The 13,192-nt window shown below is 63.4% G+C and carries 12 protein-coding genes; 5 read left to right on the top strand and 7 right to left on the bottom strand.

The genetic code is table 11. From position 1 onward, the window contains the following. Positions 1-97 precede the first annotated feature (97 nt). The 3 genes from M3P27_06340 to M3P27_06330 form a co-directional block, all read right to left on the bottom strand. The gene (locus tag M3P27_06340; GenBank protein MDP9267931.1) at positions 98-1,066 is read right to left on the bottom strand and encodes a tetratricopeptide repeat protein; all 969 of its coding nucleotides are present in this window, start codon (positions 1,064-1,066) and stop codon (positions 98-100) included. A 377-nt stretch (positions 1,067-1,443) separates the two neighbouring features. Further along, positions 1,444-2,469 (bottom strand): tetratricopeptide repeat protein, encoded by a 1,026-nt coding sequence (locus tag M3P27_06335; GenBank protein ID MDP9267930.1) that lies wholly within the window; start codon positions 2,467-2,469, stop codon positions 1,444-1,446. A 24-nt stretch (positions 2,470-2,493) separates the two neighbouring features. Continuing rightward, positions 2,494-3,252, bottom strand: a complete 759-nt coding sequence (locus M3P27_06330; protein MDP9267929.1) for a C4-type zinc ribbon domain-containing protein — start codon at positions 3,250-3,252, stop codon at positions 2,494-2,496. A 149-nt stretch (positions 3,253-3,401) separates the two neighbouring features. Here M3P27_06330 and M3P27_06325 point away from each other — a divergent pair, with 149 nt between their 5' ends. The 3 genes from M3P27_06325 (at position 3,402) to M3P27_06315 (ending at position 6,850) form a co-directional block, all read left to right on the top strand. After that, a complete protein-coding gene (locus M3P27_06325) occupies positions 3,402-3,632 on the top strand; it encodes a hypothetical protein (protein MDP9267928.1) in 231 nt (76 codons plus the stop codon). A gap of 87 nt (positions 3,633-3,719) precedes the next feature. Further along, positions 3,720-5,990, top strand: coding sequence for an alpha/beta fold hydrolase (locus M3P27_06320; protein MDP9267927.1), 2,271 nt, complete (start codon positions 3,720-3,722; stop codon positions 5,988-5,990). Then, complete coding sequence (locus M3P27_06315) at positions 5,990-6,850, top strand: MBL fold metallo-hydrolase (protein MDP9267926.1); 861 nt, start codon at positions 5,990-5,992, stop codon at positions 6,848-6,850. Before M3P27_06320 ends, M3P27_06315 begins: the two co-directional genes overlap by 1 nt. Before the next feature lie 123 nt (positions 6,851-6,973). Here M3P27_06315 and dusB read toward each other — a convergent pair whose 3' ends face one another. Both dusB and rpmE read right to left on the bottom strand, forming a co-directional pair. Beyond that, entirely contained in the window at positions 6,974-8,146 is a 1,173-nt protein-coding gene (dusB, locus tag M3P27_06310) for a tRNA dihydrouridine synthase DusB (GenBank protein MDP9267925.1), read from the bottom strand. Positions 8,147-8,224: 78 nt separating this feature from the next. Further along, a complete protein-coding gene (gene rpmE, locus M3P27_06305; GenBank protein ID MDP9267924.1) occupies positions 8,225-8,488 on the bottom strand; it encodes a 50S ribosomal protein L31 in 264 nt (87 codons plus the stop codon). Between the two features lie 375 nt (positions 8,489-8,863). Between rpmE and M3P27_06300 the strand changes: the two genes are divergently transcribed. Further along, entirely contained in the window at positions 8,864-9,421 is a 558-nt protein-coding gene (locus tag M3P27_06300) for a hypothetical protein (GenBank protein MDP9267923.1), read from the top strand. Between the two features lie 174 nt (positions 9,422-9,595). On the opposite strand, the gene rsmD is transcribed toward M3P27_06300, so the two are convergent. Then, positions 9,596-10,168, bottom strand: coding sequence for a 16S rRNA (guanine(966)-N(2))-methyltransferase RsmD (gene rsmD / locus M3P27_06295; GenBank protein ID MDP9267922.1), 573 nt, complete (start codon positions 10,166-10,168; stop codon positions 9,596-9,598). 226 nt (positions 10,169-10,394) lie between these two features. Between rsmD and M3P27_06290 the strand changes: the two genes are divergently transcribed. Continuing rightward, the gene (locus M3P27_06290) at positions 10,395-11,522 is read left to right on the top strand and encodes a site-2 protease family protein (GenBank protein ID MDP9267921.1); all 1,128 of its coding nucleotides are present in this window, start codon (positions 10,395-10,397) and stop codon (positions 11,520-11,522) included. On the opposite strand, the gene serA is transcribed toward M3P27_06290, so the two are convergent. Continuing rightward, positions 11,519-13,111 carry a phosphoglycerate dehydrogenase gene (serA, locus tag M3P27_06285; GenBank protein MDP9267920.1) on the bottom strand — a complete coding sequence of 531 codons (1,593 nt, stop codon included), beginning with the start codon at positions 13,109-13,111 and terminating at the stop codon, positions 11,519-11,521. The genes M3P27_06290 and serA overlap by 4 nt on opposite strands. Between the last annotated feature and the right edge of the window lie 81 nt (positions 13,112-13,192).

The following is a 13,192-nucleotide window of genomic DNA, read 5'->3' as shown; positions in this document are numbered from 1 at the left end:
GCTTCAGCCACATCGGAGCGGTAGACCCACACGTGTCCACCGTGCAGGCGCGCAGCCCCACGCGTGCTGACCGTCACTGTCGGTTGGGTTCCTGTCTTCAGTGGGGATAATTCTGGTCGCGCAAGGTCTTGAGCGAGGCGCGAGCTTTCTCCGCCAGCGCGCTGCTCGGCGATTCCTTCAGGAAGATAGTGTACTCGGCGATGGCTTGCGCGTCCTTGTGCTGGATCTCGTAGGCCCGGCCGGCGATCCAATGCGCCACTGCGAATTCAGCGTGCTCCAGGTCGTGGACCTTGGCGCCATTCGCCGCCGCCAGCTCGAGCTTGTTCTCCATCAGCTCCAGGTTCGCCAGGATGGTCAGCGCCTCGGCACCCGCCGGATCGGCAGCCACCGCTTTTTCGAGCAGCGCCTCCGCTTCCGCAGTCTTCTTCTCGGCGAACCGTACCTTGGCCAGATTGAGCAGCGCCTCCGCATAGCTGCCGTTGATGGCAACCGCCTTCTCGAACGCTTCGCGGCCCTTTTCTAGCTGCCGGTTGCGCATGAACGACACGCCAAGATGGTTGTAGGCGTGGGCGTATTGCGGATAGATCTCGATCGCCTTCTGGAAGCGGAGCTGCGCTTCGGGCAGATCATTCTTCTCCAGTGCCTTCGAGCCCGCCTCGAATTCCTTGCGCGCCTTCTTCGGCACTTTCAGCTCCTCGGTGGAGATGGTGCCCGGCGCTCCCGCGCCCGCCGGTCTCTCGCTCGGCTTCTTCCGCACGGCGATCCTCTGGTAGGCGGGCATCTGCCGGCGGTCGACCAGGAAGATGTCGGTGGTCATCTCCTCGAGGTTCGGATCGCTCACGCGTAGCCGGTAGGTGCCGGATTCGATCCGCGAGAAGGTGATCATGCCGTCGCGGTCGGTGAACCCAAGGCCCCGCGTCGGGCCCGCGGCATCGAACAATTGCACCCGGACGTTCGCCACACCCTGCCCGGTATCGGCCAATTGCACCAGTACCTTCAAGTCGATGAGGTAGGTATCTTCGGCCTGCGCCGGCGCGGCCAGCAGCAATGCGAGCACGAGAAACATCAGGCCGCAGGTCCGGGGTGCGGACGCCGCGGATGACGCCGCGGATGACGCCGCCGATGACGCCGCGGATGACGCCGCCGATGATGTTCTCAGTGGCGATGATCCCGCGCGCGCGCTGTGCCAGATAGCCATCCAGACCTTACGCGATGCCGAAGGCAGCCAGCATCACTTCGCCGGCGGTCCGCCTGCAGGCGAGCGATCGCCTGGCGGGCACGCGGTGAAGTCGGCGCGTTCGGCGATTCCTCGACGAAGAGCGCATACTGCGCCATCGCAGCGCTCGGCTGGCCCTGCGCTTCAAGGGCCTGCCCCGCAACGAAGTGCACGACCGCGTATATACGTCTGTGTCCGAACCACGGCCCGGCCGCGGCGGCGCAACCTTAACGCTGCAAGATGGGTTGCGATACCGGTTGCGTTGCGGCTTGCTGCCGCAAACGTCCCAAAGCAGTCCGGGCGCGATCCGCCGTCACTCCCGGCGAAGCCTCTTGCAGGAACAAGGTGTACTGCGCGATCGCGTCGTTGGTGCGATTCTTCGCTTCGAGCTCCTGTGCCGCCAGGTAATGGACGCCCGCATATTGCGCGTGCGGCAAGCTGTGCAGCTTCTTCGCGTTGCCCAGCGCGTCGTCCAGCCGGCCATTCTGCAGCTCCGCGACGCACAGGATGAAGATCATCTCGCCATTCCTCGGGTCGCCGGCCACCGCTTTGCGCAAGAGCGCCTCGACTTCTTGCATCTTGCCATCCTCGTAGCGCAGCTTGGCAAGATTCAGCAAAGCGCTCGGATAGCGATCGTTGAGCTCCACTGCTTTCTCGAATGCGGCGCGTCCCTTCGCCGCTTGCCCGGTCATCATATAGACCACCCCGAGGTGGTTGTAGGCCATGGCGTATGGCGGATAGATCTCGATCGCCCGCTGAAAGCGCTTCTGCGCCTCTGGCAGCCTGTTCCCTTCGAGCGCGTTCGCGCCCTTCTCGAATTCCTTGTGCGCACCGCCAGGCACGTTCAGCTCGAGCGCGGAGATCATCGCTTCCTTCGCTTGCAACTGCTTCTCCACCGCCTCCGCTTCCGCCTTGAGCTTCACCGTGACCATCTCGGCTCGGGGTGAACCGCAGTCCATACTGAACTCGTCGGAGACCGTCTCCTCCACGTCTGGACCCGTCACGCGGATGCGATAGCCAGCGGCTGGGATCTGCAGGAACTCCGCGTTGCCGGTGTCGTCGGTGAAACGCTGCTTGATCAGCGTGCCGGAGGGCCTGAGCAAGTCCACCTGGGTGTGGTTCCGCACGGCGCGGCTGTTGGAGTACAGCACTTTCACCCGCAGGTCGCCCGGTTCACAACGGCGTTGCGCGAAAGCTAGGCTGCCGAGAAGCAGCAAGGTGAGAGCGAGCTTGACCATGACGGGACGTTGCATCGTCCCTCCTCAGGCCGGCGCCGCTTAACGGGCGCTGGCTTCGGCGGCGGGAGAGCCTTCAGGCACCGGCTCGGCTTCGGCCGGCGCGTCGTAGTACAGGATGCGTCCGCAGGAGTCGCAGGTGATCAGCTTCTCTCCCGAGCGAAGCTCATTATACGTCTGCGGACGCAACATGACGTTACAAGCTAAACATATCTGGTCGCGGACGCCGGCCAGGGCCGTGCGGCGTCCCTTGACCACGCGGTCGTAGTGCGCCAGGAAGTTGTCGTCCACGCTGGCGCGCAGCTCGTCGCGCTTCGCTTTCCACTCCGCCAGCTCGGCTTCGTCGATGGCGGTGCGCTCACGCGCCTGGATCTTCTCGCGCTCGATCTCGGCGCTCTCTTCCTTCAACTCGATCTCGGCGGCCTTGAGCGCTTTCTCGCGCTCTTCCGCATCCACCATCAGCTCCAGGATGCGGTCTTCGCACTTCCGGATCTCCGCCTCGGCGAACTGGATCTCGTGCGTCAGCGCCTTGTACTGCTCGTTGGTCTTCACCGCGAGCTGCTGGTCGCGATACTTTGAGACCTTGCCTTGCTGGTCGGTGATGGCCGTCTCTTGCTTGCGCTTCTCTACCTGGTCGCTGGCAATGGCTTGCTTGGCCGCGTCCAGCTGCGCTTTGGTCCGCGCCAGCTTCTGCTCGATCACGGTCACCCGCTTGGGCAGTTCGGCGATCTCGGCCTTCAGGCGGGCCATGGCTTCATCTGCCTTGGCCAGCGCGATGAGTCTCTCGAGGTCCGTATTCATAAGGATTCTTGGCGGAAAGGCTACCGTGATTGTAGCACCGCGTGGCGCGCTCCGGCGCGGGCCTGGGCCTTGAAGAAGGCCGCAAAATCGCGGTTTCTAAGCGGTTTGCCCGATTGAGCGGTGCACCCGCCCGCGGCTAGCATCCCGCCATGGTCGTCGACCTCGCCCGGCTGCTCTGCGGATTGCTCATCGTGGCCTTCCATCGCCCGCTCGCCGACTTCATCCTGCACCAGGAAGCGCAGTTGGTGGCGCTCTTCCATTCGCGTGGCGTCCGCATGCTGGTCCCATCGCAAGCGACCGCGCGCAACGTCTATTTCGGTATCGGCATGTTCGCCACCCTGCTCTCGCTTGTCCGCCTCTGGACCTCGGTCCATCCGTAAAGGCCGATCCATCCCCAGGCGCGCGTGACGCCACCGCCCAAGCCAAGGTGTAAACTTTCCGGTCTCACTTCGACCGGAGAATCCCGCTTGCAACGTGCCCTGCTCGCTTGCTTCGTTCTCGCACTCGCTGCCGCATCCGCCCAGCAGCCCGCCGCCCCACCGTCTGGGAAGAAGCCCCTCACCATCGAAGCCATCTTCGCCGAGGGTGGCATCACCGGACGCGGTCCGGAGACGGTGAAGTGGTCGCCCGACGGCACTAAAGTCTCCTTCGTCCAGCGGGATGACTCCGGCGAGCACGGCGCGCTCTACTATGTGGATGCCACCGGTGGAAGTGCGGCGCCCGCGATCTTGGTCGCCGAAGAAAAGCTGGCCAACCTCCAGCCGCCGCCCGACAAAGCAGTGAAAGACGAACGCGAAAAAGAGCGGCGCGCGCGCTACTCCGTCGCCGGATACCACTGGGCGCCCGACTCGAAGCACATCCTGTTCGATTCCGCCGGCCAGCTCTGGCTCTACTCGCTCGCGAGCGGCACCGCCGTGGTCGTCGGCAGCGGAGACGATCCCAAGTTCTCGCCCGACGGCACTCGCATCGCCTACATCAAGCAACACAACCTCTTCGTCCGCGACTTGAGGAACAATCGCGAGAAGGCGCTCACCAAAGATTCCGACGAGAACCTGCTCAACGGCGAGGTCGACTGGGTCTACGCCGAGGAACTCGACGTCCGTTCGAATTATTTCTGGTCGCCCGACGGCAAGCGCATCGTCTTCCTGCAGATGAATGAGACCAAAGTCCCGGCCTATCCCATCACCGACTGGATCCCGACCCACCCCACGGTCGACCAGCAGAAGTATCCCAAGGCCGGCGACCCGAATCCGCAGGTGCGCGTAGGGGTTGTGAATTCGGATGGCGGCAGCGTGAAGTGGCTCACGCTCGCCGACTACGAATACATCCCGCGCTTCGGATGGCTCGACAACGTGACCGCGTGGGTCGAGACGCTGAACCGCGAACAGGATAAGCTCGACCTCTACTTCGCCGATACGGACTCCGGCAAGTCGCGGGCGATGCTGCACGAGCAGTCCGACGCGTGGGTCGAGGTCAACGACGACTTCACGCCGCTCGCCAACGGCAAGTTCCTGTGGTCGAGCTGGCGCGACGGACACACCCATCTTTATCTCTACCGCTTCGACAAGGTGCACCCGCTCGCGGGCGACGCGCACCTCGAACGCCAGCTCACCAAGGGCGAGTGGGATAGTTTCGGCATCCAGGCGGTGGATGACAACGCCGGCTTGGTCTACTTCGTCGCCGATGAAGGCGACGACCGCCAGCGTCACCTCTACTCCGTCACGCTCGATGGGACGGGGATGCAGCGCGTCACGCAAGAAAAAGGCACGCACTCGCCCAGCTTCGCGCCCGACAACCAGCACTATGTCGACAGCTACTCCGCGCTGATGACGCCGCCGCGCATGTCCGTGTGCGCGGTCGCCACTCCGCAAGCCGGCGGCGGGTGCTCAAAGTTCTGGGACGCACGCTCGGTCGCCGGCTTCAACCTCTTCACGCCGCAGTTCGTCGACTTCAAAGCCGAAGACGGCACCGTCCTGCATGGGACGTTGCTCGTGAACCCCGTGTTGAGCAAGTCTTCTGCCGTGCTGATGAACCCCTATGCCGGCCCCAGTGGGGAAGTCTCGCGCGACGCCTGGGGCGGCTCGACCTTCCTCTTCCATCAGCTCCTGGCGCGCGACGGCATCGCCATCCTGCAAGTCGACAACCGCGGCATGGGTGCGCGTGGCAAGAAATTCGCCGCCGCGCTCAAACACAACTTCGGCGAGATCGAGTTCAAAGACCAGCTCGCCGCGCTCGACCAGGCGCTAGCCAGGTTCCCGCAGCTCGACCCGAAGCGCCTCGGCTGGTGGGGATGGAGTTACGGCGGGTACATGACGCTCTACGCCATGACGCACACCGATCGCGTGAAGGCCGGCGTGGCCGTCGCTCCGGTCAGCGACTGGCGTGACTACGACACCATCTACACCGAGCGCTACATGTCCACACCCGCGCAAAATAACGAGGGCTACCGCAAGTCGTCGCCCGTGAACTTCGCCGCGAATCTCTCCGGTTCGCTACTCGAAGTCCACGGCACCGGGGACGACAACGTGCACCTGCAGAACACCATCCAGATGACCAACGCCTTCATCGCCGCCGGCAAGCAGTTCCGCCTGATGGTCTATCCGCGCAAGACGCACGGCATCTCCGGCGCCCCGGCGCGCACGCACCTGTTCCACATGATCCAGAACCACCTCGAGCACGAACTAGCGCGCCCGCAAGAGCCAGTCGGCATCGTCAGAGACTCATCGCAGCCGAAATAATGCCGCACCCACCTTCCATCCCGGTGCAGTCCACCACGCTTGGCGACTTCGAGCTGACCGTCCTCTCCGACGGCGATTACTACCTCGATGGCGGGGCTTTTTTTGGTGTGATCCCAAAACCTCTCTGGCAGAAACGCATGCCGGCGGACGAGCAGAACCGGCTCTCCGTGGGCGTGAACTCGCTGCTCATCAAGACCGGCAAGCACACCGTGCTGGTCGAGACCGGCATCGGCAACAAGCTGGGCGAAAAGCAGAAGCAGTTCTTCCAGCCCGAAGAAAAGCTGCTCAACAATCTTGCCGCCGCGAAGGTCGCGCCCGAGGACATCGACGTCGTCATCAACACCCACCTGCACTTCGACCACTGCGGCTGGAACACGGTGCTGCGCGGCGACCGCACCGTCGCCACCTTCCCCAAAGCGAAGTATTACGTGCAGGAGGGCGAGTGGCGGCACGCGCGCATGCAGACCGAGCGCGACCGCGTGAGCTATCTCTCGCCCAACTACGATCCGCTGATCGAGAGTGGGCAGATGCACCTGCTGCACGGCGATGCCGAGATCGTTCCCGGCATCGCGGTGAGACTCTTTCCCGGACACACCCGCAACCTGCAAGCCGTGATGCTCCACTCCGGCACCGAGCGTGCCTGCTACATCTCCGACCTTATCCCCACCACGCACCACCTCGACCTCACCTGGGGGATGGCCTTCGACCTGTTCCCGCTCGAGACCATCGAAAGCCGCAAGCGCTTCTACGAGCGCGCGGTGCCGGATAAATGGCTGGTGGTGTTCACCCACGATCCGCAGGTGCCGTGGGCGTACATCGAGTCACCGCAACCGGGGAAGCTAGTCGCGAAGGCCCTTTAAAAGCCTTAACCACGAAGGTCACGAAGGAACACGAAGGTTCAGAAACCCCAAGACTCAGGATTTTTCCCGATCTTGGTTTCCTTCGTGAACCTTCGTGTCCTTCGTGGTTGAAGGGTTTTGGGTTTACGCCGAGACCGCGACGCTCTCACGCTGGTCGGCCGCCGAAGGCGATGAAGTGAAGAACCTCTCCACCGCATCCAGGATCGCCTGCTCGCTTTTCGCCTCGTAGATATCCTTGCGCAGGTTCCCGCCGCAGCGGATGCCGTGGGTGAAGTAGGAAGCGAACTGCTTCATCTTGCCGAAGGCGCCGGGCAGCTCTTCGTGCTCGAGCAGCATGGTGAAGTAGCGCCGGATCATCTCGTGGCGTTCCTGGTCGGTCGGATGGTGGTAGCTGCCGGTCGCCGTGTACTGCGCGATCTGGCGGAAGATCCACGGATTACTCGCCGCCGTCCGCCCGATCATCACCGCATCGCATCCCGTCTCGGCCACCATGGCGGCCGCGTCTTCGGGCGTGCGGATATCGCCGTTGCCGATCACCGGGATATTCACCGCCGCCTTCACCGCGGCGATCCACTCCCAGCGCGCGTTGCCGGCGTAGCCCTGTTCGCGCGTGCGCGCGTGCAGCGCCACCGCGTTCAGGCCGCACGCTTCTGCGAGCTTTCCGATCTCCACGCACACGATCTCAGTATCGCTCCAGCCCAGGCGGAACTTCACCGTGAATGGGATGTTCACCGCCGCGCGCACCGCTTTGAAGATGGTCTCGATCTTCGGGATATCGCGCAGCAGTCCCGAGCCGCCATTGCACTTCACCACTTTCTTCGCCGGACACCCGAGGTTCAGGTCCACCGTGTCGAAGCCCATGTCCTCCACCAGCTTGGCGGCCTCGGCCAGCACCGTTGGGTCCGAGCCAAAAAGCTGCGCGGCCAAGGGATGCTCGTCATCGAGGTAGCCGAGGTAGCGCTTCAGCACCGACTTCTTTTTCGTCTTGGTCACGCCGTCGGCCGAGGTGAACTCGGTCATGATCAGGCCGCAGGCGTTCGGGTCGGCGGCGGTCACGGGCCGCAGTTCCCTTGGGTCGTAAGCGGACATCGGCCCAAGCTCGTGGATGAAGCTGACGCTGCGGATGAAGCGCCGGAAGACGGTATCCGTCACGCCGGCCATGGGCGCGAGCACGGTCGCCGGACGCAGCTCCACCTTACCGATGCGGACGGAGGCCGGCACGCGCGCGCTGTGCACGACCTGCTTGGCGTCGTTCGTACGAACGTCGGGCACCGGGTTTTCGAAGTGCTTCCGCATGCGACCCTATTGTAGCGAGAACTGGTTTCCGAATAACGAAAGCCTCCGCCGTGGCGGAGGCTCCCGAAAGCGAACGCCTTATTTCTTCGCGGCGGCTTCCTTGGCCGTGGCCTTGGTGGCGGCTTCGGCCTTCATCGCGTCGGCCTTGGCGTACTTGCGGCGGAAGCGCTCCACGCGTCCGGCGGTGTCCAGCAGCTTCTGCTTGCCGGTGAAAAACGGATGGCAGTTGGAACAAATCTCCAGGTGGATGTCGCCCTTGTGCGTCGACCGCGTGACGAAATTGTTCCCGCAGGCGCACATCACGCGCACTTCGTTGTAAGCGGGATGGATCTTCTCTTTCATGTCGCTTCAGGACCTCTCTCGGAAAGGGTCTATTTTAGCGGACTCGGGCGCGGTTGGGCAAATCGGCGGCCTGCCAATCACAACCGCAGAGGACGCCAAGGACGCCGAGGTCTCAAGGTTCGATGCTTGCCGTTCCTTCATTGATTCTTCTGTGTCCTCCGCGTCCTCTGCGGTCGTCATTTGGTTTTGGTTGCTTGGCACACGCGACACCCGACTGCTAACAATCTGCATTCCCCCTCTTGTGCGGATTACCAAACGCGCCCACAATCCGCTCCAATGCAGTAACCGAGTCCCTTGATCGAGACGGGGTGAACGCAGGCGCTGAGAAAGATAGCGCAGGTGGCCGTCGAGGACTCGCACAGCTTTACGGAGGTGATGGCCGTGGTTCCAGAGAACCATCCGCTGCAAGACCTGTTCCTCGCGCTCGTCGAGCGCAATTTTTCCGAAGTCATCGGGCTGCGCGACCACGAGGTGCAAGAGTACGTGGCCAACATGCTCACCGAGTTCTGCTCGGTCGAGAACATGTACAAGGTCCGCAACGCCTCGGGCCAGCCGCTGCACGATGTCGGCGAGATGCTGCTGGAGTCGGATCCGGTCTACGGTGAGGCGCCCTCGTTCGATCGCGAACGCCAGGTGCGCAAGCATATCGGCGACTTCACGCTCTTCTTTACCGGGATGTTCCCCGAGAGCATCAACCACTGGCGGCTGCGGCGGCAGCGGCTCGAGAATTTTGTCGATTTCATGCGCGCCGGCAAAGAGAGTTACTACATCGTCTCGAAATTCGAGTTCTTCGAGTATGCCAAGGTCGCGCCGCTGTTCAAGCACCTGGCCGAAGACTTCGAGAGCTGCGTCTACGGACTGAATCTGGTGAAGAACGACCTGCGCGAGATGCAGCATCCCATCGTCCAGCGGGCGAACGAACTGATCATGTGAATCGCCCTCCCGCTCTCCGTACCCCGGAAAGCGGAAAGCGGAAAGCGGACAGCGGACAGCGGATACATAGCGCACTCCTCTTGGAAGTGTCATGCTGAGTGACCGAGGGCCGCGCGCGCTTTCTTCAGCGCGGGTATCGGTCGCGAAGCATCTCACCCGCCCACGCTCCCCAGTTCACCGCAAACGATAGAAACTCAGCACCGCGTCGCCCTGCTTCAACTCCCGATAACGCGTGAGCGCGCCGGACTTCGCAACAAAGACCGCGCCCGGATCGAAATGCTTCTCGTGCTCCGCCACCACGATGGTCTCCGGCTTCAGCAGCCGCGACTGCGAGAGGAAGCCGAGCGCTTGTTCGTAGGCTTCCGCGTCGTCATACGGCGGGTCGAGGAAGATCACGTCGGCACTCACCGCCTCGGCGTCCAGCTGGCGCAGCGCTTTCACGGCGGGCTGTTCGATGATCTGCCAGCCGCTCTCAACCTGCAGCGACTTCAGATTCTTCCGGATCACCGTGACCGCCCCCCGCGCCGACTCCACGAAGTAGACCTGCCGCGCCCCTCGACTCAGCGCTTCGATGCCGACCGCGCCCGAGCCGGCGTACACATCCAGCCAGACCGTCCCCTCCAGCGGGACCGCGGCCGTCAGCACGTTGAAGAGCGTGCCGCGAAGCTTGTCGGATGTCGGGCGAACGTCCGCTCCCGGCGGAGCGTCCAGCGCACGGCTGCGGAATTTTCCCGCGATCACGCGCATAAAGACCCTTTGACCACGAAGACCCTCTAACCACGAAGTACACGAAGGTACACGAAGGAGGACCGGTAGGTATCTTGGTTTTGGTCCCTGGCCTTCTTAGGCAACGGCATTGGTGCCGTTATTCTTTTCTCGTTTCTCTCTTTCCTTCTTTTCCCTTCGTGCTCCTTCGTGACCTTCGTGGTTAAAGATTTTCTCCGCCGGTGAGAATAGAATCTAACCAGAGAAGATGCGCACCTGGTCCATCCCGGCCGGCCGGATCGCGGGCATCGACATCCGCATCCACTTCACCTTCGTCGCGCTGCTGGTGTTCATCATCTTCTCCGACCCCGAAGGGCCTGCTGGTTCAGGACGCGCGCTCGCCCTCGTCGGCATCATCTTTGGATCAGTCGTCCTGCACGAGTTAGGACACGCCCTGGTCGCGGTGCGCGCCGGCTTGCCGGTGCGCTCCATCACCCTGCTGCCGCTCGGCGGCGTCACCACCATGGACACATCACAAAACGCCACATCGCAAAGCGGCCATCCCGCCGCGGCCACCGAGATCCGCGTGGCCGCTGCCGGACCGCTGGTGAACTTCGTGCTCGCCGGCGTGGCCGCGATCGCGGTGCTGGCGATCTATCCGGAAGCGAGGGTCTGGCTGTGGCAGCCGCCGTTCGTCTACGCGGCGAACCTGCCGCGCGCGCTGGTCTGGGCGAACCTGTTCATGGCGCTCTTCAACCTGCTGCCCGCGTATCCCATGGATGGCGGCCGCATCCTGCGCGCCGTGCTCGCGCGTAACATGGACTACCTCGCCGCCACGCGCCGCGCCGTCACCATCGGGCAAGGCTTCGCCATGTTCTTCATGTTCCTCGGCTTGTGGCAGCCGTGGATGCTGCTCATCGGATTCTTCCTCTTCTTCGCCGCCCAACTCGAAGAACGCTCCATCATGTTCCAATCCGTGCTGGAGAGTGTCCGGCTCGAAGAGGTGATGCTCACGGATTTCTCCACCCTCTCGCCCGCGGACACGCTCGAAGACGCGCTCGCGAAGGCCGTCCACACCTTGCAAGACGATTTCCCCGTCATCCGCGGCACCGACATGGTGGGTGTGGTCTCGAAGCAGCGCATCCTCGCCGCGCTGAACGACGAAGGCAACGCCTACGTGCAGTCGGTGATGAACAAAGCCTTCGAGATCGCGCAGCGTTCGGAGACGCTGGCCTCCGCGCTGAAGAAGTTCACCGCAAAAGAATTGACCGTGCTGCCCGTGGTCGACGCCGGACGGCTCGTCGGCATCGTGACGCTGCAGAACCTGATGCACTCGATGGCGCTGCTCTCCGAATCACGCAAGATCCAGCGCAGCACCGACCACGACGACGACTAGAGCCGCATCGCCTTCACTAGCTTCACCGCCTCGATCTTCCGCAACTCGTCGAGCACTGCTTCCGTCGGCTTCGAATCCACGTGGACCACGGCGATAGCTTCGGCGGACTTGCCGTTTTTCTCGCGCCGTCCCAGCGAGAAGTTCGCGATGTTGATGTGGTGCTTGCCCAGGATGGTCCCGACCTTGCCGATCACGCCGGGGACGTCCTGGTTGCGGATGTAGACGAGGTCGCGCTCGAGCGGCGCTTCGATGTCGATGCCATCCACCGCCAGCAGCCGCGGCGACTTGCCGTGCAGCACCGCGCCCTTGGCGAGGCGCTCTTCCGAGTTCGTCTTGAGCAGCACGGTCATCACGTTGCCCGCGCCGCCCGACGACGCTTTCGGCTTCTTGATCTCCGTGACTTCCACGCCGCGCTCCGCCGCGATCGCCGCCGCGTTCACCAGGTTCGCTTTCTCCGCCAGCATCTGGTTCAGGATGCCCTTGACCACCGCGTTGCGCAGCAGCTCCGTCTTCCACTCCGCGATGCGTCCGGAGTAGCGCACCGACACCGCCTCCACATTCCCGTTGGTCACGTTGGCGAGGAACGCGCCCAGTCGCTCCGCGAGAGAGATATACGGCTGCATCTCGACGTACTCCTCGTGCGTGAGCGAGGGCACGTTGACGGCGTTCTGGATCACGCCGCGCTTCAGGTACTCGCGCACCTGCATCGCGATCTGCACCCCGACCGCCTCCTGCGCCTCGAAAGTCGAACCGGCGATGTGCGGCGTGAGCAGGACGTTGTCGAGTCCCAACAATGGTGAAGATTTGGGCGGCTCTTCCGTAAACACATCGAGCGCGGCGCCGGCAATCGTTCCTTTTTTGAGCGCCGCCGCCAGCGCCTGCTCGTCGATCAGCTCGCCGCGCGCGCAGTTCACGATGCGCGCGCTTTTCTTCATCTTCGCCAAGGTCTGCGGATTGATCATCCCCTGCGTCTGCGGGGTCAGTCCGACGTGCAGCGTGAGGTAGTCGGAGTCCTTGTAGATATCTTCGACCGTTGCCAATGTCACGCCCAGTTCGCGCACCAGCACGGTGGAGACGAAGGGATCGTGCGCCATCACCTTCATGCCAAACGCGCGGGCGCGCCTGGCGACTTCCACGCCGATGCGTCCCAGACCAACTATGCCCAGCGTCTTGCCGCGCAGCTCGGTGCCTTGCAGCGATTTCTTCTCCCACTTGCCGGCGCGCGTGGACGCGTCGGCACGGGTGAGATGGCGTGCGAGCGCGAGCATCATCGCGAAGGTGTGCTCGGCGACGGCAACGGCGTTCGCTCCCGGCGTGTTCATCACTGCGATGCCACGCTTAGTCGCGGCTTCCACGTCGATGTTGTCCACGCCCACGCCGGCGCGGCCGATCACGCGCAGTTTCTTGGCCGCGTCGAGCGTCTTGCCGTCCACGAAGACGGCGGACCGAACGATGAGCGCGTCGGCGGATTCAAGCTGTGCGGGGAGGTCACCGTTGATCGCATCCGGCGTGACGACCTGCCACTTGCTCTCTTCCCGGAGCACGGCAAGCGCGGCGGGCGCGATCTTCTCGGCGACTACGATCTTCATGGAAGGAGCAGTGTCGCGGTTCGAATCGCGCCTTGCAAGCGCGATGATTTCCACAGGGAGAAGTACGGGGAAGGGCGGCGG

It is taken from the genome of Acidobacteriota bacterium, from assembly GCA_030774055.1.
Taxonomy (GTDB): Bacteria; Acidobacteriota; Terriglobia; order Terriglobales; family Acidobacteriaceae; genus JACPNR01.
Note: the sequence above shows the minus strand (reverse complement) of the source record. Positions and strands in the feature narration are given on the sequence as shown.